At 73.6% G+C, this 19,825-nt stretch carries 17 protein-coding genes and 1 pseudogene; 8 read left to right on the forward strand and 10 right to left on the reverse strand.

Features of this window, described 5'->3' with window-relative positions; genetic code table 11:
• Positions 1-155 precede the first annotated feature (155 nt).
• A complete protein-coding gene (locus tag TNCT6_RS22805) occupies positions 156-1,694 on the reverse strand; it encodes a leucyl aminopeptidase (RefSeq protein WP_141361566.1) in 1,539 nt (512 codons plus the stop codon).
• 339 nt (positions 1,695-2,033) lie between these two features.
• Here TNCT6_RS22805 and TNCT6_RS22810 point away from each other — a divergent pair, with 339 nt between their 5' ends.
• Positions 2,034-2,861 carry an endo alpha-1,4 polygalactosaminidase gene (locus TNCT6_RS22810; protein ID WP_253266201.1) on the forward strand — a complete coding sequence of 276 codons (828 nt, stop codon included), beginning with the start codon at positions 2,034-2,036 and terminating at the stop codon, positions 2,859-2,861.
• A 10-nt stretch (positions 2,862-2,871) separates the two neighbouring features.
• Here the strand turns inward: TNCT6_RS22810 and TNCT6_RS22815 are convergent, their stop codons facing one another.
• On the reverse strand, positions 2,872-3,654 hold the full coding sequence (locus TNCT6_RS22815) for an adenosylcobinamide-GDP ribazoletransferase (RefSeq protein ID WP_141361568.1): 783 nt from the start codon (positions 3,652-3,654) through the stop codon (positions 2,872-2,874).
• A 75-nt stretch (positions 3,655-3,729) separates the two neighbouring features.
• Here TNCT6_RS22815 and TNCT6_RS22820 point away from each other — a divergent pair, with 75 nt between their 5' ends.
• Complete coding sequence (locus TNCT6_RS22820) at positions 3,730-4,497, forward strand: hypothetical protein (RefSeq protein ID WP_141361570.1); 768 nt, start codon at positions 3,730-3,732, stop codon at positions 4,495-4,497.
• A gap of 18 nt (positions 4,498-4,515) precedes the next feature.
• Here TNCT6_RS22820 and TNCT6_RS41040 read toward each other — a convergent pair.
• The 3 genes and pseudogenes from TNCT6_RS41040 to cobT form a co-directional block, all read right to left on the reverse strand.
• Positions 4,516-5,160: pseudogene (locus tag TNCT6_RS41040) on the reverse strand (hypothetical protein); the annotation flags it as partial.
• On the reverse strand, positions 5,157-6,953 hold the full coding sequence (locus TNCT6_RS22830) for a phosphatidylglycerol lysyltransferase domain-containing protein (RefSeq protein WP_141361572.1): 1,797 nt from the start codon (positions 6,951-6,953) through the stop codon (positions 5,157-5,159). The pseudogene TNCT6_RS41040 and the gene TNCT6_RS22830, both read right to left, overlap by 4 nt.
• 625 nt (positions 6,954-7,578) lie before the next feature.
• The gene (gene cobT, locus TNCT6_RS22835) at positions 7,579-8,724 is read right to left on the reverse strand and encodes a nicotinate-nucleotide--dimethylbenzimidazole phosphoribosyltransferase (RefSeq protein WP_141361574.1); all 1,146 of its coding nucleotides are present in this window, start codon (positions 8,722-8,724) and stop codon (positions 7,579-7,581) included.
• A gap of 142 nt (positions 8,725-8,866) precedes the next feature.
• Here cobT and TNCT6_RS22840 point away from each other — a divergent pair, with 142 nt between their 5' ends.
• Positions 8,867-9,949, forward strand: coding sequence for a class I SAM-dependent methyltransferase (locus TNCT6_RS22840; RefSeq protein WP_141361576.1), 1,083 nt, complete (start codon positions 8,867-8,869; stop codon positions 9,947-9,949).
• A 34-nt stretch (positions 9,950-9,983) separates the two neighbouring features.
• Here TNCT6_RS22840 and TNCT6_RS22845 read toward each other — a convergent pair whose 3' ends face one another.
• Positions 9,984-11,186, reverse strand: coding sequence for a bifunctional adenosylcobinamide kinase/adenosylcobinamide-phosphate guanylyltransferase (locus TNCT6_RS22845; RefSeq protein WP_172632990.1), 1,203 nt, complete (start codon positions 11,184-11,186; stop codon positions 9,984-9,986).
• A 265-nt stretch (positions 11,187-11,451) separates the two neighbouring features.
• Here TNCT6_RS22845 and TNCT6_RS22850 point away from each other — a divergent pair, with 265 nt between their 5' ends.
• Entirely contained in the window at positions 11,452-11,670 is a 219-nt protein-coding gene (locus TNCT6_RS22850; RefSeq protein WP_141361578.1) for a hypothetical protein, read from the forward strand.
• A gap of 37 nt (positions 11,671-11,707) precedes the next feature.
• On the opposite strand, the gene TNCT6_RS22855 is transcribed toward TNCT6_RS22850, so the two are convergent.
• From TNCT6_RS22855 to TNCT6_RS22870, 4 genes are all read right to left on the reverse strand, one after another.
• Complete coding sequence (locus TNCT6_RS22855) at positions 11,708-12,787, reverse strand: S1C family serine protease (protein WP_141361580.1); 1,080 nt, start codon at positions 12,785-12,787, stop codon at positions 11,708-11,710.
• Positions 12,788-13,035: 248 nt separating this feature from the next.
• Positions 13,036-13,992: an IS481 family transposase gene (locus tag TNCT6_RS22860; RefSeq protein WP_141361191.1), complete on the reverse strand. Its 957-nt coding sequence runs from the start codon at positions 13,990-13,992 to the stop codon at positions 13,036-13,038.
• Positions 13,993-14,749: 757 nt separating this feature from the next.
• Positions 14,750-15,460, reverse strand: coding sequence for a bifunctional 2-polyprenyl-6-hydroxyphenol methylase/3-demethylubiquinol 3-O-methyltransferase UbiG (locus tag TNCT6_RS22865; protein ID WP_141361582.1), 711 nt, complete (start codon positions 15,458-15,460; stop codon positions 14,750-14,752).
• Positions 15,461-15,543: 83 nt separating this feature from the next.
• Positions 15,544-16,143: a DUF3043 domain-containing protein gene (locus TNCT6_RS22870; RefSeq protein ID WP_141361584.1), complete on the reverse strand. Its 600-nt coding sequence runs from the start codon at positions 16,141-16,143 to the stop codon at positions 15,544-15,546.
• A 283-nt stretch (positions 16,144-16,426) separates the two neighbouring features.
• Here TNCT6_RS22870 and TNCT6_RS22875 point away from each other — a divergent pair, with 283 nt between their 5' ends.
• The 4 genes from TNCT6_RS22875 to TNCT6_RS22890 all read left to right on the forward strand — a co-directional run bounded on the left by TNCT6_RS22875 (position 16,427) and on the right by TNCT6_RS22890 (position 19,632).
• Positions 16,427-17,224 (forward strand): PspA/IM30 family protein, encoded by a 798-nt coding sequence (locus TNCT6_RS22875; protein ID WP_172632992.1) that lies wholly within the window; start codon positions 16,427-16,429, stop codon positions 17,222-17,224.
• Between the two features lie 56 nt (positions 17,225-17,280).
• A complete protein-coding gene (locus TNCT6_RS22880) occupies positions 17,281-17,559 on the forward strand; it encodes a hypothetical protein (protein ID WP_141361586.1) in 279 nt (92 codons plus the stop codon).
• A gap of 172 nt (positions 17,560-17,731) precedes the next feature.
• Positions 17,732-18,952 carry a sensor histidine kinase gene (locus TNCT6_RS22885; RefSeq protein ID WP_141361588.1) on the forward strand — a complete coding sequence of 407 codons (1,221 nt, stop codon included), beginning with the start codon at positions 17,732-17,734 and terminating at the stop codon, positions 18,950-18,952.
• Positions 18,949-19,632, forward strand: coding sequence for a response regulator transcription factor (locus tag TNCT6_RS22890; RefSeq protein ID WP_141361590.1), 684 nt, complete (start codon positions 18,949-18,951; stop codon positions 19,630-19,632). Before TNCT6_RS22885 ends, TNCT6_RS22890 begins: the two co-directional genes overlap by 4 nt.
• Positions 19,633-19,825: the final 193 nt, after the last annotated feature.

Raw genomic sequence — 19,825 nt, forward strand, 5'->3', positions numbered from 1 at the left:
TGGGGGCCCTGTCCTGCCGACGCCCATCTTCGCACTTGTCGGGAGTGAACGAGACGCGGGGCTGGAGTGTGATACACCCCACGTCGCGCGGGCGCGACCGGCGCCCACGCGGCACGGCCGTCGTCCGGCGGACCGGACGACGGCCGTGCGACGAATCAGCCGAGGTCGCCGGCGGCGGCGAGTTCGGCGAGACGCACGAGCGTGCGGACCGCCGAACCGGTGCCGCCCTTCGGCGTGTAACCGAACGGACCGCCCTCGTTGAACGCCGGCCCGGCGATGTCGAGGTGCGCCCACGTGATGCCCTCACCGATGAACTCGCGCAGGAACAGGCCGGCGACCAGCCCGCCGCCCATGCGCTCGCCCATGTTGGCCAGGTCGGCGGTGGGGGAGTCCATGCCCTTGCGCAGGTGCTCCGGCAGAGGCATGGGCCACGCCTCCTCGCCGACCTCCTCCGCGGCCTCGTGGATGGCGGAGCGGAACGCGTCGTCGTTCGCCATGATCCCGAAGGTGCGGCTGCCCAGCGCCAGCACCATCGCGCCGGTCAGCGTGGCCACGTCCACGATCGCGTCCGGCTTCTCCTGCGAGGCGGCCCACAGCGCGTCCGCGAGGACGAGCCGACCCTCGGCGTCGGTGTTGAGCACCTCCACCGTCTTGCCGCTGAACATGCGCAGCACGTCGCCGGGGCGGGTGGCGGAGCCGGAGGGCATGTTCTCGGCCAGCGCCAGCCAGCCGGTCACGTTGACCTCGAGGCCGAGCCGCGCGGCGGCGACGACCGCGGCGAACACGGCGGCGGCACCGCTCATGTCGCACTTCATCGTCTCGTTGTGGCCGGCCGGCTTGAGCGAGATGCCGCCCGAGTCGTAGGTGATGCCCTTGCCGACCAGGGCCAGGTGCTTCTTCGCCTTGGGGCTCGTGTACGACAGCTTGACCAGCCGCGGCGCCGACGCCGAGCCGGAGCCGACGCCCAGGATGCCGCCGTAGCCGCCCTTGGCGAGCGCCTTCTCGTCGAGCACCTGCACCTTCAGGCCGTGCTCCTTGGCCGCGTCCTGCGCGACGGCGGCGAAGGCGGCCGGGTTCAGGTCGTTCGGCGGGGTGTTGATCAGGTCGCGGCAGCGGTTGAGCTCCTCGGCCAGGGCGGTGGCGCGCTCGACGGCGGCCTTGTACGCCTTGTCGCGGCCCTTGCCGCCGAGCAGCACGGCCTCGCCGAGCGGCGCCTTGCCGTTGCGGGACTCGGCGTCCTTGCCGTTCTCCTTGTAGCTGTCGAAGGAGTACGCGCCGAGCAGCGCGCCCTCGCCGACCGCGGCGGCGTCGGCGGCGTCCGCGACCGGCAGCGCGAAGCCGGCCTTCTTCGATCCGGCGAGGGCACGGGCGGCCGCGCCGGCGGCCCGGCGCAGCGCCTCGGCGTCGTAGCCGGAGTCCTTCTCGGGGCGCGGGCCGAGGCCCACCGCGAGCACGAGCGGGGCCTTGAAGCCGGACGGCGCGGGCAGCTTGGTCACCTCGCCCTCGGCACCGGAGGCGCCGAGGGTCCCCAGGACGCCGGCGAGCTTGCCGTCGTACGCCTCGTCGACGGCCTCGGCGCCCGGTGCTACGACCAGGTCCCCAGACTTCGATCCGGAGTCCTTGGCGACACCGACCACGATCGCGTCGGCCCGCAGGCCGGGCGCCGCGGTGGTGCTGAGAGTGAGAGCAGTCACGGTGGTGAAATCTCGCTTCCCTGTGAAAGGTGGTTGGCCGAATTCGGGTGGGTCGACCGGGCCCGACCATAAGTCCTTCGTAAGGTGCGGTCTTCACCCGGGCAGGCAAACACCCGGCACGAGCCTACGCGCGTCACGGCGCCGAATACTCCTGCGGGTGTTCACCCGGGAGAGGCGCAGCCGTCACGTCCCGGTTCCGGCACCGGTGGCCGGAAGCGGCGCCGACGGCGGTGACGGAAGGCCCGGACCGCCGGCCGGGCGGGCAACTTCCCTGTACGGCAATGGAATCGGCGATGATCGTCGGGCGTACGTCCGTCACCGCACCCGGGAGCCCGCCCGTTGAGAGCACTGATCACGCGCCTTCTCGCGCCGACTGCGGCACTCCTGCTGCTCGTGGGATGCGCCGCCCACCAGGACGGTGCCGGCGGCGACGACGGCCGCGCCGACGGTGCCGCCCGCCCGGCCGCCGGACGCTGGCAGCCGCGTCCTGGCACGAGCTGGCAGTGGCAGCTCAGCGGCCGTCTCGACACCTCCGTACCGGCCGAGGTCTACGACATCGACGGCTTCGACCACTCGGCGGCCACGGTCGCCCGGCTGCACCGCGAGGGCCGCAGGGTGATCTGCTACCTCTCGACCGGCGCCTGGGAGGAGTTCCGCCCGGACGCGGGGAGGTTCCCGGCCTCCGTCCTCGGCCGGGGCAACGGCTGGGACGGCGAGCGCTGGCTCGACATCCGCCGTACCGACGTCCTCGGACCCCTGATGGCGGCCCGCCTCGACATGTGCCGCGAGAAGGGCTTCGACGCGGTGGAGCCGGACAACATGGACGGCTACAGGAACCGCACCGGCTTTCCGCTGACGGCCGCCGACCAGCTCCGCTACAACCGCCTGGTGGCGAAGCTGGCCCACGACCGGGGCATGGCGGTGGGCCTGAAGAACGACCTGGACCAGATCCCGCGGCTGGTGGCGGACTTCGACTTCGCGGTCAACGAACAGTGCGCCCAGTACGGCGAATGCGCCGAGCTGGAGCCCTTCGTCGCGGCGGGCAAGGCGGTGTTCCACGCCGAGTACGAGCTGCCGACGAGCCGCTTCTGCGCGCAGTCCCGGCGGCTGAGGCTCAGCTCGCTGCTGAAGACGTACGAACTGGGGGCGTGGCGTCGGACCTGCTGAACCGCCCGGCTCAGCGCAGGGCCAGGACGACCAGCACCGTGGTGGCGGCCGTCTCGGCGAGCGCGCCGAAGACGTCGCCCGTCACACCGCCGAAGCGGCGCGTGCAGTGGCGCAGGAGGAGTTCGGCGGCGGCCAGGGCGGCGACCACCGCCAGCGCCGTGAGCACCCAGAGGTGGGCGCCGAGGAAGGCGCCCGCAGCCACGGCGGCCACCGCGACCACGAGGGCCGCGCCGAACGCGCCCGGCACCGGGACCACCCCGGCGACCGTGGCGCCCAGTCCCTCCGGCCGGGCGGCCGGCACCCCGGTGCGGGCGGCCAGCGTCAGGGCCAGCCGGGCGACCGTGGCCGACACGACGGCGGCGAGCGCGCCGCGGGCCCAGGATCCGTCGTAGGCCCGGGTCAGCGCGGCCACCTGGGCGAGCAGCACGAACACGAGGGTGATCACCCCGAAGGGGCCGATGTCCGACTGCTTCATGATCCGCAGCGCGTCCTCGGCGGGCCTGCCGCTGCCGAGCCCGTCCGCGGTGTCGGCGAGCCCGTCCAGATGCAGTCCGCGGGTCAGCGCGGCGGGCACGGCGACGGTGGCGACGGCGGCGAGCGGCGCGCCGGCGCCGGCGAGGAGCAGCAGCAGTCCCACGGCCGCCGCCGCCACCCCGACCACGAGTCCGGCGAGCGGCGCGCAGAGCATCCCACCGCGCGCCGCCTCGCGGTCCCAGCGGCTCACCCCGACCGGAAGGACGGTGAGGGTGCCGAAGGCGAACCGCGGCCCGTGCGGCGAGGGGATCCTGAACACGCGGGCAGACTACGGGACCTGCGTGTGCCCTCCGGCGGGCGGGCGGACGTCCGGGGAAGGCGGCACACTGCATACATGGGGCACTGGCTGGAGCGGAACATCGTCGAACCCGGGAAGCTGCCCCTGCTCCTGGCGCTGGCCGCCTTCGTCCTCACCTTCGTGGTCACCCGGGTGATCACCCGGCTGATCCGCGCCGGGAAGGGCCCCTTCGGCAACGTCAAGGCCGGTGGACTGCACATCCACCACGCCGTGCCCGGCGTCGTCCTCACCATCCTCGGCGGTTTCGGAGTGGTCGCCAGCAGCGGCCGGCACGAGGCCGCCACGGCGATCTTCGCGGTCGTCTTCGGCGTCGGCGCGGGCCTCGTGCTGGACGAGTTCGCGCTGATCCTGCACCTGGACGACGTCTACTGGACCGAGTCGGGCCGCAAGAGCGTCGAGGTCGTGGTGCTCACCGCGGCGCTGGTCGCCCTGGTGCTCGCCGGGTTCTCCCCGTTCGGCGTCAACAACCTGTCCCAGGCCGAGTTGCAGGACCGCGGGGCGGTCATCACGAGCGTGGTCGTGAACTTCGTCTTCTCCCTGATCGCCCTGAGCAAGGGCAAGGGCCGCATCGCCCTGTTCGGCGTGATCATTCCGTTCGTCGCGCTGTTCGGCGCGATGCGTCTGGCCCGCCCCGACTCCTACTGGGCCAGGCGCTTCTACCGCCACCGCCCGCGCGCCCTGGCCCGCGCCGGACGTCGCGCCGACCGGCACGACCGCCGCTGGTCCGGCCCCCGCCGGGCGTTCCAGGACTGGATCGGCGGCAAACCGGACCAGCAGCCGGCCCGCCTGCCCGGGCGCAGATGACACCGCGGCGCGCGGCACCCGGTGCCGGGCCGCCGACAGCGCGCACAGCAGCAGCACCCCCGCGATCGCCGCCAGGTGCTCCTTGCCGGCCAGGTTCTGCTTCAGCCCGACCTCCAGCGCCATGGCCGCGATCACCGCGCCCGCCGTGACGTACGCCCCGTAGCGCCAGCCGATGTAGACCGCGAGGCCCACCACGGCCGCCGACGGGCCGGTGTCCACCAACTGCGCGTCCGTGCCGGGCAGGCCGAGGGGGTGGTGCGGGCCGAGGGCGACGCCCAGGCGCGCGTACAGGGTTCCGGAGAGGGTGGCGACGTAGGCGACGGCGAGGGTCCGGGGCCGGCCCAGGCAGATCTCGGCGATGCCGAACACGCACAGGATCTGCGCCAGCGCGCCCCACACCGGCAGGTCCAGCGCGGGCACGAACAGCGACAGGGGAGTGCGCAGCAGCGCGAGCCACAGCGGCTCATCCGCCCGTACGGCCCCGAGGTGCTGCACCAGGCCGTAGCCCCAGGACTGGTTCTGCACCAGATGGAGCACCGCCGTCAGGCTCACCGCTCCGGCGGTCATCGGAACGGCCCGCAGGCGCCGCTTCGGCAGTGGCTCGCGCACGGTGGCGTACAGCAGCCCCCATTCGGCGCGTGCCCAGCGGGCCAGTGCGGTCATCCGTGCGTCTCCAGGTGTCCTCGGTGCAGCCACTTCGGCGGTTCCGGCGGCTCCAGGAACCCCTCCGCGCGCGCCGCGGCGAGGCCGATGCGCAGCAGGTCCGCGCTCTTCTCGAAGAGCAGGAACCGCGGCTCCCAGATGGGCCGGTACTTGGCGTTCGCCCGGTACAGCGACTCGATCTGCCACCAGCGGGAGAACAGTCCGAGCAGCGAACGCCACAGCCTCAGCACCGGTCCGGCACCGAGGCGCGCCCCCCGTTCGAAGACCGAGCGGAACACGGCGAAGTTGAGCGAGACCTGGGTGATCCCGATCTCCCGGGCGCGGCGCAGCAGGTCGAGCACCATGAACTCCATGAGCCCGTTGCCGGCGTGCCTGTCGCGCCGCATCACGTCCAGGGACAGCCCGTGGGGCCCCCACGGCACGAAGGACAGCAGGGCCCTCAACTCGCCGTCGGCGTCATGGCACTCCAGCATCACGCACTGCCCGTCCCGCGGGTCGCCGAGCCGGCCCAGCGCCATGCTGAAGCCGCGTTCGGTGGGCCCGTCCCGCCAGTCGTCCGCCCGGTCGACCAGGTACGCCATCTCGTCCGCGGGGATGTCCTGGTGCCGCCGGACACGCACCGAGTACCCGGCCCGTGCGACCCGGTTGTAGGCCTGCCGCACGGTCCGCATGGCCCGCCCGTCCAGGGTGAAGCCGTCGACCTCGACCACGGCCTCGTCGCCCAGTTCCAGGGCGTCGAGACCGTGCCGCGCGTACACCGTGCCGGCCTCCTCGCTCGCGCCCATCACGGCCGGGCTCCAGCCGTGCGCCCGCGCCTCGGCCAGCCACCCCTCGATGGCGCCGGGCCAGGCCTCCGGGTCGCCGAGCGGGTCCCCGGAGGCCAGGGACACCCCGCCGAGGACGCGGTAGGCGACGGCGGCCTTTCCGGTCGGCGACCAGAACACGCTCTTGTCCCGGCGCAGCGCGAAGTAGCCGAGCGAATCGCGCTCGCCGTGCCGCTCCAGCAGTTCCCGCAGCCGCCTCTCGTCGTCGGCGGTGAGGGGGTCGACGGCGCGGCGGGAGCGGAAGGCGGCGTACAGGACGGCGAGGACGAGGGCCGTGGACAGTACGTTGATCGACACGTTCACCCAGTTCGGGGTGTGGATGTCGGGGAAGCGGGCCTCGGAGGCGGCGACCGAGACCAGCCGCAGCGTGCCGTAGTGCCAGCGCTGGAGGTACGTCGAACGGGCCGCGTCCGGCGCCTGGTTGGTGACCGTCACCAGCAGCGCGGCGAGCAGCGAGGAGACCAGCAGCCCGCCGAGGCCGACGGCGGCGGCGAGCCGCGGGTTGGCACGGTCGCCCTTGGCGTAGAACTCGCGGCGGCCGAGCAGCAGCGCGGCCACGAAGGCGGCGGTGAGGGCCAGGGAGATCCAGTTCTGCGCCGAGCGGCGGATCTCCGGGAACGTCATGGTGAACGCGAACAGCGCGAGGAACGACCCGGACAGCGCCAGGTTCAGGATCCAGGCGGCCCGCTTGCGCCGCCGCATGGTGATGGCCAGGAACGCGGCGAACACGCCGGAGGCGAAGCCGGCGGTCAGCAGGTACGGCGTGAAGAGGTCCTCCTGGTTGTGCCGCCGCACGTCCTGCCCCAGGGAGACCCACGCCGCGCTGAGGAAGTTGACGAACGCGGCCGCCCGCAGGTACCAGACGGCGAACGCGGCCGCCCGCCGCGAGGCCCCGCCGCCCGGCCGTCCCGCCTCGGCCCCACGAACCGGGGCCTGCTCCTCACGCACGGCAATTCGGGCATCTCCCATGAACAGTGATCATATGGGCGCCGCCCCGATGAACGTCCCTTTTCACCCGCCGTCCGTGCGCGACGCGGCCCACCGTCCGTGCGCGACGCGGTCCGCTGTCGGTGGGTGCGGGGGCCCGCCGCGCGCGGGTGGCCGTCCGGTCCTTCGCGGCTGATCGCCGTGTTCCCGCACGGATCCGGGGGCGACGTCGCCCCGCGGTGCGTGAGCGGCGAGGACGCCCGGCCGGGCGGTGCCGGTGGGTACTGCCCCAGGTGGGCGCCCCTTCGCCGCGGCCGGCGGGCGGCGGGTGGCGAGGGTGCGTGGTTCGGTGGCGTCAGGGTCGCGGTTCCGCCGGGCCGTGACCGTGCCGCATTGGGCGGCGGCCGGTGTCCGGACGGGGGGTGGGTTCCGTTGCGGGTGCGGGCCGGTGATGTCGGTGGGCGGCGCCCTCGTGGGCGTTCCTTCGCCGCGGCGGGCGGCGAGGACGCCCGGCGGGCGGTGTCGATGGGTCCCCGTGAGTGTCCCTTCGCCGGGCGTCGGGATCGCGGCTCCGCCGGGCCGTGCCCGCGCCGCATTGGGCGGCGGCCGGTATCCGGCCGCGGCGGGTTCCGTCGAGGGGCAGGAGGGGGCGCCGGCCCTCGCGTGGCTACTCCTCGGCTGCCTTCTCCTCGGCCTTCCCGTCTTCGGCTGTCTTCTCCTCGGGCGCTTCGGCCTCGGTCGCCTTGGTGTCCGGGGCCTCCGGGTCCTCCGGGCGCTCGGGCAGCTCCGCGGCCAGCGCGGCGGCGCTCTGCACCAGGGGCAGCGCCAGCAGCGCCCCCGTCCCCTCGCCGACCCGTACGCCGTGGTCCACGAGCGGCTCCAGCGCCATCCGGTCCAGCGCCTTGGCCTGGCCCGGCTCGCCGCTGTCGTGACCGGCCAGCCACCAGTCCGGCGCCCGGAACGCCACCCGCTGCCCCACCAGCGCGCACGCCGCCGACACCACGCCGTCCAGGATCACCGGCAGCTTCCGCACCGCGCACTGCAACAGGAAACCCGTCATCGCGGCGAGGTCGGCGCCGCCCACCGTGGCCAGCAGCTGCAACTGGTCCCCGAGGACGGGCCGGGCCCGCCGCAGCGCGTCCCTGATCGCCGCGCACTTGCGCATCCACGTCAGGTCGTCGATCGGCTCGCCGCCGCGGCCCGTCACCACCGAGGCGTCCGTCCCGCACAGCGCGGCGATCAGCACGGCGGCCGGCGTGGTCCCGCCGACGCTGATGTCGCCCAGTACCACCAGGTCCGTACCGGAGTCGGCCTCCTCGTCGGCCACCGCCACACCGGCCCGGAAGGCGGCCTCCGCCTCCTCGAGGGTCAGCGCGTCCTCGATGTCGACGCGCCCGCTGCCGCGCCGCACCCGGTGCCGTACGACGTCCTCGGGCAGCGACTCGGGCGCGCAGTCCAGCGCCATGTCGACCACCCGCACCGGCACGCCGAGCCGCCGGGCCAGCACGGACACCGGCCGGCCGCCCTCCAGTGCCGCCCGTACCAGCTGCTCGGCACCGCCCGCGGGGCGCACCGACACACCCAGTTCCGCGACCCCGTGGTCGCCGGCGAACAGCACCGCCTTCGGCCGTTCGACCGGCCGCACCGGTACGGCGGACTGCGCCGAGGCCAGCCATTCACCCAGGTCGTCCAGGCGGCCCAGCGCGCCGGGCGGCACGATCTGACGCTCCCGGCGCGCCTCGGCGTCACGGCGCAGGCCGCCGTCCGGGCGCTCGATCAGATCGGTGAAGTCGTCGAGATTCAGCGAGCTCATTCGCCGAACAGTACCGGCCCTGATCCAGCCGGGCGGCGCCACATCGCCACCACACCCGTACGGCGTCTTTCCGGCCAAGATCCGGATCCCATACGTTCCCTTTGCAGTGACTTGTTCCGCAGTGACCCACCGGGAGCCGCCCATGCCGCCCCTGCCGTACGCCCCGGGGTTCTACGACCCGCGCCGCCTCGCCTACGCCGCCGAACTCGCCGAGGGCACCGGCCGTTTCCAGGAGCCGCCCCGTGCGGACTGCCCGTGGTGCGGCTCCGGTCGGCTGCGCACCCGGCTGCGCGCGCCGGACCTGCTCCAGCACAAGCCGGGCACGTTCACCGTCGACGAGTGCCGGGAGTGCGGCCACGCCTTCCAGAACCCCCGGCTCACGGCGGCCGGACTGGCCTTCTACCACCGGGACTTCGACGAGGAGGACCCGGAGGGACTCGCGGCCCCGGTGCTCGCGGCCCGCCGCGGCCGCCGGCGGCACCGGTCCGACGCGCGCCTGATGAGCACCGTGGGGGAGCCGGAGAGCTGGCTGGACGTCGGCACGGGCCACGGCCACTTCCCCGGGGCGGCGCGGGAGGTGTTCCCGTACACCGCCTTCGACGGCCTTGACCCCACCCAGCGCGTGGAGCGGGCCCGCGAGCAGGGGTGGGTCGAGGAGGCCCACGTCGGGCACCTGGCCGACCCGCACATCGCGGAGCGGCTGCGCGGGCGCTACGACGTGGTCAGCGTCTTCCACCACCTGGCCCATGTACCGGATCCCCGCGCGGAGTTGAGGGGCGCCCTCACCGTGCTGCGCCCCGGCGGGCACCTGCTGATTGAACTGCCCGACCCGCACTGCGTGCCCGCCCGGCTGCTGGGCAGGTGGTGGCTGCCGCACGGCCAGCCGCGCCATCTCCACCTGCTGCCGCTGGACAACCTCCGCGCGGAACTGGAGTCCCAGGGCTGCACCATCCTCGCCACCGACCGCCGCACCCCGCACAGACCCAACGACCTGTCGGCGGCCGTCGCCCTGCTCCTCGCCCACGTGCTGCCCGCCACCGACGCCCCCTGGCGCGACAACCCGCCCACCGGCCTCCAGCACACCCTGCGCACCGCCCTGACCGCCTTCGCCGGCCCCCTGGTGAACGCGGTGGCGATCCTGGATCTCCTTCTCTCGCCCCTCCTGCGCCGCGCCCCCGGCCTCTCCAACACCTACCGCGTCGTCGCCCGCCGCCCCCTGCCCTGACCGGCTCTCCCTCCGGCCCGCCGCCCGAACCGGGTCAGCCGCGCAGCACCAGTGCCTGACCGGCCACCACCAGCAGGACGTGTTCGCACTCCGCGGCGAACGCGGCGTTCAGGCGGCCGAGTTCGTCGCGGTAGCGGCGGCCGGAGGCGGTGGCGGGGACGATGCCCGAGCCGACCTCGTTGGAGACCGCCACCACGGTGCGCCGGGTGGCGCGCAGGGCGCCGGTCAGGGCGGTCACCCGTTCGCGCAGGGCGAGTTCGCCGCCGCCCGCCCACTCGGCGTCGTCCCAGGCGCGGACGGAGTCCATCGCGTCCGTCAGCCACAGCGACAGGCAGTCGACGAGGAGCGGCGGGCCGTCCTGCGCCAGCAGCGGCACCAGGTCGCACGTCTCGGTCGTGCGCCACGAGCCCGGCCGCCGCTCCCGGTGCGCGGCCACCCGGGCCGCCCACTCGGTGTCCCCGCCGCGGGTGCCGCCGGTGGCCACGTACAGCACGCCGGGATAGGTCTCCAGCCGCCGCTCGGCCTCCACCGACTTGCCCGACCGCGCCCCGCCGAGCACGAGCGTGCGCCGGGGCACGTCCGGTACGTCCTCGTACGCCCCGACCGCCAGCGTCGTACCGTCCGGCACGGCCCGCGCCCCCGCCGCCGCGAGCCGCCGGCGCAGCTCCGGACCCGGCGGCACGTCGTGGTCGAGGTGGACCGCGACGACGTCCGTGGTCGGCCCCACCGCCCCGACCGCCCGCAGCTTGGCCAGCGCGTCGGGGCGCCCCACCACGTCCGACAGGACCATGTCGTACGTCTCCGCGGAGCCCTCCTCCAGACCGGCCGGCGCGCCGCCCGGCGGCAGGTACAGCAGCCGCCGCCCGTCCGGGCCGGTCACCGCGTACCCGGTGCCGGGGGCGTCCAGTGCCACGGCCCGCACCCGATGCCCTGTCAGCAGCGTCAGCTCCCGCCCGTCCGGCACCCGCCCCGGCTGCGGCAGACCGGCCGGCACCTCGACCGCCGGCCCGTCGTGCGGGTGCGACAGCAGCACCTGTGTCACGCCGCCCAGCGAATGCCCCGCCCGCGCCGCCGCGAACGCCGCGCCGGGGGTCAGGTCCAGCAGCAGCGCCCCGTCCACGAGCAGAGCGGTCGCCGCCCGCGCGTCCGCGCCGAGCGCGGTCGCGCAGGCCGCGCAGGGACAGGCGGGGCGGGGCAGTCCCGCGGGGGCACCGGTGCCGAGCAGAGTCACGTCCACGGACCCGATTTTCGCCTGCCGCCGCGGGTCCCGCGCATCCGGCCAGGGTCTGTACGGCGGATCGGGCCGCGGTCGGTACGGCGGATCGGGCCGACGGGGGACGCGGCGCTCGCCGTCGGTCCGGGCGGGCGTGCCTGATCCGGTGTACGGGGGGCATGATCCACCGCACGGGCGGGAAGCTCACGAGAGGCCCTAGGCTGCGGGGCAGCGGGCCGGACCGGGTCCGGCCCGCGCTGTGCAGTGTGCTCACACCAGGGAGGCGTACATGGCGGCATGGACGTGGCGGTTCGAGACGGCCGACGGGACGGAGGTCCAGCCCGCGGTGCAGCCCGAGGAGTTCACCACGCAGGGCGACGCCGAGTCCTGGATCGGGGAGAACTGGAAGGCCCTGCTCGACGGCGGCGCCGACCAGGTGTGGCTGTTCGAGGACGCCAAGGAGATCTACGGCCCGATGAGCCTGCACGCGGACGAGGCCTCGGCGTAGGCGGGCCGGGCGGCCGCCGGTGGCCGGCCGCCCCCGCTCACTGCTCGCCCAGCGTCACGTCCACCGTCTTCTGGCTGCCGTCACGCGAGAACGTCACCGTGGTCCGCTGGCCCGGCCGGTCGGCGGCGAGCGCCTCCGACAGCGAGGTGATGGTGGTGATGTCCTGGCCGCCGACCTTGGTGATGATGTCTCCGGACCGGATCCCCGCGCGTGCCGCGGCCCCGCCGGCCTTCACGTCCACCACCGCGACCCCGGCGGGCTCGTAGTCCATGCCGACGACGGTGCGTCCGGTGATGTCGAGCGCGGCCCGGCCGGAGTTGACGACCTTGCCGTACCGCACGATCTGCCCGGCGATCGTCTTCACCGTCGACGCCGGGATCGCGAAGCCGATGCCGGGCGCCGCGCTGCCCCCGAGCTGCGGGTCGGCGGCGGCGAGTGTCGGGATTCCGATGACCTGACCGTTCAGGTTCACCAGCGCGCCCCCGCTGTTGCCCGGGTTGATCGCGGCCGACGTCTGCACCATGCCGGCGATCGTGGCCCCCGTGCCGCCGTCGCTCCCCTCGCTGACGGTGCGGCCGGTCGCCGACACGATCCCCTGGGTCACGCTCGACGACAGCCCCAGCGGCGAACCCATGGCCAGGACGATCTGCCCGACCTCGACCTTCCCCGACTCGCCGAAGGTGGCCGCCTTCAGCCCGTGCGGCACCTTGCCCAGCTTGACGACGGCGAGGTCCTGGTCCGGGTACGAGGAGACCAGGGTGGCGGTGAGCGACGTCTCGCTGTTGGCCGTGGTCACGCTGAACGTCTTCCCGGTCCCGACGACGTGCGCGTTGGTGACGATGTGCCCCTTGTCGTCGTACACGACCCCGGACCCCAGCTGGTTGCCGGACTGGATCTGCACGACCGACGGCAGTGCCTCCTTGATCACCCGCATGTAGTCGCTCTGCAGGTCGTTCGCCGAGGCCGCGGCGGGCCGACGGGCGCCGACGGGGTCCTTGGACGTGCCGGCCGTCGCCTGCGGCTCGGCCACACCGTGGCACCCGGACAGCACCGCGACGCAGCCGACGAGGGCGACCAGCAGAACGACCGGCCGCGGACCACGGAAGAAGACATCCATACCCCGAGTCTCTCCGCACGCCACGCCCCCGGCTTCCGCTGCTCCCCCGAACGAGCGGCGATCACTGCCCCCCGACGGCACACCTCGCAGGTCCACGACCGGTGGCCGACGGCGCGCCCCGCACGGGTGCACGGGTCTCCAGCGGCCTTCCCCCACGGGTGTGACCGATGGTCGGCTGCGCCCTCGCACGAGTGCGACTGGTCGTCAGCGGCGCTCCCCGTGCAGGGCCGGCTGGTCGTCAGCGGTGCCTAGCTGTATTGACCCGGAGCGTTGTTGACGCGGCTGATCGGTGGGTGGCCGCCGAGTGCGGTGTGGCAGCGGTGGTGGTTGTAGGTGTGGAGGAAGTCTGCCAGGGCTTCGGTTCGCTCGCGGTTGCTGGTGTAGGGCCGCAGGTAGGCCCATTCGTCGAGCAGGGTGCGGTTGAAGCGTTCGACCTTGCCGTTGGTCTGCGGCCGGTAGACGCGTGTGTGTTTGCCGGCCGCGCCCAGGTCGGCAAGTGCCTGTCGCCAGGCGAAGCTCTTGCGGTAGGGCCAAGCGTTGTCGGTCAGAACCCGTTCGATGCGGGTCATGCCGTGGGCGTGGAAGAACGCGGCTGCGCGGGTGAGGAAGGCGGCGCAGGTGGCGGCCTTTTCGTCCGGGTGGATCTCGCTGTAGGCCAGGCGGCTGTGGTCGTCGACGGCGGAGTGGACGTAGTCGTAGCCCATGCTGTTGCGGGTGGTGCGGCCGGCCTGGCGGCCCAGCACCCTGTGACCGCCGCCGTCGGGGATTCGGCCGAGTTTCTTGACGTCGACATGGAGCAGCTCGCCGGGTCGGTCGCGTTCATAGCGGCGGATGACCTGGCCGGTGGGCCGGTCCAGGAAGGCGAGTCGGTTCAGGCCGTGCCGGGTCAGGATGCGGTGCACGGTGGAGGCGGGCATGCCCAGGATCGGTCCGATGCGTGCCGGGCCCAGCTTGCGATCCCGCCGCAGCCTGCAGACGGCCGCCTCGGTGGTGGCTGCGGTCCGGTGTGGTGTCCTGCGGGGACGACTGGAGCGGTCGAGGAGTCCGCTCTCGCCCTCGGACCGCCAGCGCCGGATCCACTTGTGGGCGGTGGGGCGGGAGACACCCATCTCCGCAGCGACGTGGGCGACAGGACGGCCGGAACGGACACGTTCGACGAGCAGCCGCCTGCCGTGAACAGTCAGCCGGGCATTACGGTGGGACACGAAGGCCTCCGTGCGGTGAAGATTCGACACCTCCACCACACACGGAGGCCTTCGCCACGATCAAGACCAGATCGCGTTAACAACGCTCGTGGTCAATACACCTAGCGCCCAGACGCGGCTGATCGTCAGCGCGTACCCCCTGCAGACGTGCGGCCGGTGGTCAGCAGCGCACCCCGTGCAGGTGCGGCGGGTCTGAGTGGCGCACCTCGCACGGGTGCGCTCCCCGCGCGGCGGCTGGTGATCATGGCGCACACAGCTTCAGGTGCGACCGGCCGTCAGCGGCGCGCTTCGCACGGGTGCGGCCGGTCTCCAGCGGCGCCTTCCCGCACAGGCGCGGCTCGTCGTCGGCGGTGCACCTTGCACGGGTGCAGCCGGTTGCCGGTGGCACGCCCCCACACGGGTGCGGTGGTCGACAGCGACGTACCCGGCACGGTGGCTGGCGGTCAGGGCGCACCCGGTTCAGATGCGGCCTGTCTCCAGCGGCGCCCCCGCAAAGGCGCGGCTGATCGTCAGTGCATACCCCTGCACTCGTGCGGCTGGCGGTGACGGCGCGCCCCGTACAGGTGCAGCAGGTCCTCAGCGGTGCGCCTCGCACGGGTGCGGGCAGTCCTCGGCGGCACTCCCTGCACAGGCGCGGCCGGCCGGCGGCGGCGTACCCCATGCTCGTGCGGCCGGTGGTCAGCGGCGCGCCCCGTACAGGTGCCGCGGGTTCTCAGCGGCGTGCCGCCCCGCATGGCGGGCGGGTGGCTGTGGGGTGTCAGCCGCGTACGCCGCACAGGTGCAGGAGGGCCGCCACCGCGCGGTAGGGGTCCGTCCGGCCGGCTCGTTCCTCGGCTGCCAGGAGTGTTTCCAGCGTCTCGGTGTCGGCCGGTGGCTCCGCGTCGTCGGCCGCCGTGTCCGTGAAGACGCGCACCCCGTACCAGGTCCGCAGCGGCGCCCCGATCCCCGCGAGCGTCGCCGTCAGGTGTGCGAGCCGGTCCGCCCGCACGTCCAGCCCCAGCCGGTTGCGGTACGCCGTCGTGTCGAACGCGGCCAGTGTCGTCGGCCACTCGCCGGACAGTCCCGGGCGCAGCGCCAGCGCGTCGCCGTTGCGTACCAGCAGCGACAGCAGACCGCCCGGCGCGAGCATCCGTGCCAGCCCCGCGAGCAGCGGGTCCGGCTCCTCGACGTACATCAGCACCCCGTGGCACAGCACCACGTCGAAACTGCCCGGCAGGAAGTGCACGCCGGTGTCCTGGCCGTCGCCCTCGACGATCCGCACCCGCGCCCGGATGCCCTCAGGCTCGGCGGCCAGCGCGGCACGGGCCACGGAGATCATCGTCTGGTCCCGTTCGAGCCCGGTGACCTGGTGCCCGGCCCGGGCCAGCCGCAGCGCCTGCGTGCCCTGGCCCATCCCCACGTCGAGCACCCGCAGCCGCTGCCCGACCGGGAACCGCGCGGCTATCTGCTCGTCGAGCTGCCGGGCCACCAGCTCCTGTCGTACGACATCACGCAGCCCACCCAGTTTGTTCAGCCAGGCGTCCGCGGCACCCTCGGAGAAAGCGGTCGCGCTCAGGGCCGCTCCCCACGCTTGACCTGCGGCTTGGGCAGCCGGAGCCGGCGCATCTGGAGGGAGCGCATCAGGGCGTAGGCGACCGCGCCCCGCTTGTTCTGGTCCGGGAAGCGCTCATTCAGGCGCTTCTTCAGCCGGAAGCCGCTGGCCGCCGAGTCCAGCACGATCAGGACGATCACCACGAGCCACAGCAGCAGCGCGATGTTCTGCAGCGCCGGCACCCGGATCATGCTCAGCACCAGGATGACCACGGCCATCGGCAGGAAGAACTCCGCGATGTTGAACCGCGAGTCGACGAAGTCCCGCGCGAACCGGCGGACCGGGCCCTTGTCGCGGGCCGGCAGATAGCGCTCGTCGCCGCTCGCCAGCGCCTGGCGCTGCCGCTCCAACTGGACTCGGCGCTCCTCGCGCTGCCGCTTCGCGGCATCCTTGCGCGTCATCGACGTGTTGGCGACGCTGCGGCGCTGGGAGCGCGCCTCACTCCGCTTGGGCGTGGGGCGGCCCTTGGGGGCCTGCGGGTCGCGGGTCTGCTTGGAGACGCTCACCGGTGCCTTGTCGGCGACCGGGGTCTTCTCATCCTTGGCACGGCTACGGAACACAAAACCCAAGGGTAAGGGCTTGACCCGCATGGACCCCAGTCCCTCGGGGAACGATCCGGCAACACCGATCGTCTGTAGGGGGACAGAGGGGACGTCGCGACCGTCGTCGCCCGGTGGTCAGGGGGGCATCTCCTCCCTGCGCCCGAGGGGTAGCGGACGCAGTCGTCCTCGGGGATGACCTTATCCGCTCCCGAACAGTGCGGTAATGGTCGCAGGGCCCGTACTGTGGGTTCTGTCGCAGAGCTGTGAGCTGGAGTCCGTCAGAAGGGGGCGCGCGAAGCCCATGAGCGGTGTCATGAAGCGTATGGGGATGATCTTCCGCGCGAAGGCGAACAAGGCCCTTGACCGGGCCGAGGACCCGCGCGAGACCCTCGATTACTCGTACCAGAAGCAGTTGGAGCTGCTGCAGAAGGTGCGGCGCGGTGTCGCGGACGTGGCGACCAGCCGCAAGCGTCTGGAGCTCCAGTTGAACCAGCTGCAGCAGCAGTCCGGAAAGCTGGAGGACCAGGGCCGCAAGGCGCTCGCGCTGGGCCGCGAGGACCTGGCCCGCGAGGCGCTCTCCCGCCGTGCCGCGCTCCAGCAGCAGGTGACGGACCTTCAGACGCAGCACGCCACGCTCCAGGGCGAGGAGGAGAAGCTCACCCTGGCGGCCCAGCGCCTGCAGGCCAAGGTCGACGCCTTCCGTACGAAGAAGGAGACCATCAAGGCGACCTACACGGCGGCCCAGGCGCAGACCCGGATCGGCGAGGCGTTCTCCGGCATCTCCGAGGAGATGGGCGACGTCGGCCTGGCCATCCAGCGGGCCGAGGACAAGACCGCGCAGCTCCAGGCCCGGGCCGGCGCGATCGACGAGCTGCTCGCCTCCGGCGCCCTGGACGACCCCTCCGGGCTGGCCAAGGACGACATCCAGACCGAGCTGGACCGGCTCTCCGGTGGTACGGATGTAGAGCTGGAGCTTCAGCGCATGAAGGCGGAGCTGGCCGGCGGCTCGTCCGCGGACCGGCAGGCGATCGAAGGCGGCACGGGCGAGGGCCGGCCCCAGCAGCAGCCGCAGGACACCCCCCGCTTCGACAAGCAGTGAGCCGCGTCGAGGCACGCCATGTCACCGACAGCCGGGGCCACGCCTAGGAGGGCGACATGATCGTACGGATCATGGGAGAGGGACAGGTGAGGCTGGCCGACGGCCACCTCGCCGACCTGAACAAGCTGGACGACGAACTCCTGGCCGAGATGGAGAAGGGCGACGGTCCCGGCTTCCGTCGCACCCTCGCGGCCCTGCTGTCCAGGGTCCGCGAACTGGGCGAGCCCGTGCCGGACGACTCCCTGGAGCCGTCCGACCTGATCCTCCCCGCCGCGGACGCCACCCTGGAGGAGGTCCGGGACCTGCTGAGCGACGACGGACTCATCCCCGGTTGAGACCCGGATGAGGCCCTAGTGACGCCCGAGTGCGGCCCGGTGAGGCCCGGTGGGGCCCGGTGAGGAAGGACAGCCTGTCCGGGGAGCACGGCAGCCCCCGGACGGGAGCCGTCCCGGGACCCGCACCCGCCGCCGTCCCCCCGCGGCGCGCGACCCCGTACCGTAGTCAGGCGTGACCACCCTCGACCGCGCCCGATGCCGGCTGAAGGCGCACCCCCTCGCACTGGACGCGGCCCTCGCGGCGGGCGTCCTCGTGTGCATGGTGGTCGGCTCCTTCGTGGGCCCGCGCGGCGACCACGTCGTCAGCTGGGGGGTACGCCGGCCCGAGCTGCTCAGCCTGTTCCTCATGGTTCTCGGCGCCGCCGCCCTCGTCTTCCGCCGCCGCGCCCCCCGCACCGTCCTCGCCGTTGCCGGCACCATGTCCGTCGTCGAGTTCGTCACCGGGGACCCCCGCGCCCCCGTGGCCATGTCCGCCGTGGTCGCCCTCTTCACCGTCGCGGCCGCCACCGACCGCCTCACCACCCTGCGCCTGGGCCTGACCGCCATGACCGTGCTGACCGGCGCCGCCATGCTCGCCGGGCCGATGCCCTGGTACGCGCAGGAGAACCTGGCGATCTTCGCCTGGACCGGCATGGCCGCCGCCGGCGGTGACGCCGTCCGCAGCCGCCGCGCCTTCGTGCACGCCATCAGGGAACGCGCCGAGCGCGCCGAGCGCACCCGTGAGGAGGAGGCCCGCCGCCGCGTCGCCGAGGAGCGCCTGCGCATCGCCCGCGACCTGCACGACGTCGTCGCCCACCACATCGCCCTGGTCAACGTGCAGGCCGGGGTGGCCGCCCATGTCATGGACAAGCGGCCCGACCAGGCCAAGGAGGCCCTCGGCCACGTCCGGGAGGCCAGCCGCTCCGCGCTCGACGAACTGAGGGCCACCGTGGGCCTGCTCCGGCAGTCCGGCGACCCGGAGGCCCCCACGGAACCGGCCCCCGGCCTGGACCGCCTCGACGACCTCGCCGGCACCTTCCGCAGCGCCGGACTGCATGTCGAGGTCGCCCGCGCCGACCACGGCACCACCCTGCCGGCCGCCGTGGACCTGGCCGCGTTCCGGGTCATCCAGGAGGCGCTCACCAATGTGCAGAAGCACGCGGGCACCCACGCGAAGGCCGAGGTCAGCGTCGTACGCGTCGGACCGCACATCGAGATCACGGTCCTGGACGACGGGGCCGGCGAGGCCGTAGGACCGCAGGCGGGCGGCGGACACGGGCTGCTGGGCATGCGCGAGCGGGTCACCGCCCTGGCCGGCGCCCTCACCACCGGCCCCCGCTACGGCGGCGGCTTCCGCGTCCATGCGATCCTGCCGGTCGAGACCCGTACGCGTGCCCCGGGGGACCCCGCATGACGATCCGTGTCCTGCTCGCCGACGACCAGGCGCTGCTGCGCAGTGCCTTCCGGGTGCTCGTCGACTCCGAGCCCGACATGGAGGTGGTGGGGGAGGCGTCCGACGGCGCGGAGGCGGTGCGGCTCGCCAAGGAGCAGCGGGCCGACGTGGTGCTGATGGACATCCGCATGCCCGGCACCGACGGCCTCGCGGCCACCCGCATGATCAGCTCCGACCCCTCCCTCGCCCAGGTGCACGTGGTCATCCTCACCACCTTCGAGGTGGACGACTACGTGGTGCGCTCGCTGCGCGCGGGCGCCAGCGGCTTCCTCGGCAAGGGCAGCGAACCCGAGGAACTGCTGAGCGCCATCCGGATCGCGGCGCAGGGCGACGCACTGCTGTCCCCGGTGGCCACCAAGGGTCTGATCGCCCGCTTCCTCGCGCAGGGCGGCGCGTCGGACGACGGCCGCGACCAGGCCCGGCCCACCCGGCTGGACGCGCTGACCGTGCGGGAGCGCGAGGTGCTCGTCCAGGTCGCCGGCGGATACTCCAACGACGAGATCGCCGAGCGCCTGGAGGTCAGCCCGCTGACCGTGAAGACCCATGTCAACCGGGCCATGGCCAAGCTCGGCGCCCGCGACCGGGCCCAACTCGTCGTCATCGCCTACGAGTCCGGACTGGTGCGTCCCAGGCCGCAGTGAGCGGCCCGTACGGCCGCACCCGGCCCGGCACGGCGGGTACGTCCAGGGGTGGAGCGCGGTGCACACGCGCGTACTGCGCAGGGAGTAGGAGCCCCGGGCGGAAATGGACCAGGGGGCTACGGATCGCCGTCCGCGCATGCCCGAAGGTGTAGGGGTGGCGCCCCCTGCGCGCCCGTGCCGCCCGCCGCTCACA

The sequence above is a fragment of the Streptomyces sp. 6-11-2 genome (genome assembly GCF_006540305.1).
Lineage (GTDB): Bacteria > Actinomycetota > Actinomycetes > Streptomycetales > Streptomycetaceae > Streptomyces.

What these genes read in the sequence shown, in the direction of transcription:
- TNCT6_RS22820 (WP_141361570.1), top strand. Translation starts at nt 3,730, where the DNA reads ATGGGGCACTGGCTGGAGCGGAACATCGTCGAACCCGGGAAGCTGCCC.
- TNCT6_RS22830 (WP_141361572.1), bottom strand. Translation starts at nt 6,953, where the DNA reads ATGGGAGATGCCCGAATTGCCGTGCGTGAGGAGCAGGCCCCGGTTCGT.
- cobT (WP_141361574.1), bottom strand. Translation starts at nt 8,724, where the DNA reads ATGAGCTCGCTGAATCTCGACGACTTCACCGATCTGATCGAGCGCCCG.
- TNCT6_RS22840 (WP_141361576.1), top strand. Translation starts at nt 8,867, where the DNA reads ATGCCGCCCCTGCCGTACGCCCCGGGGTTCTACGACCCGCGCCGCCTC.
- TNCT6_RS22850 (WP_141361578.1), top strand. Translation starts at nt 11,452, where the DNA reads ATGGCGGCATGGACGTGGCGGTTCGAGACGGCCGACGGGACGGAGGTC.
- TNCT6_RS22855 (WP_141361580.1), bottom strand. Translation starts at nt 12,787, where the DNA reads ATGGATGTCTTCTTCCGTGGTCCGCGGCCGGTCGTTCTGCTGGTCGCC.
- TNCT6_RS22875 (WP_172632992.1), top strand. Translation starts at nt 16,427, where the DNA reads ATGAGCGGTGTCATGAAGCGTATGGGGATGATCTTCCGCGCGAAGGCG.
- TNCT6_RS22880 (WP_141361586.1), top strand. Translation starts at nt 17,281, where the DNA reads ATGATCGTACGGATCATGGGAGAGGGACAGGTGAGGCTGGCCGACGGC.
- TNCT6_RS22890 (WP_141361590.1), top strand. Translation starts at nt 18,949, where the DNA reads ATGACGATCCGTGTCCTGCTCGCCGACGACCAGGCGCTGCTGCGCAGT.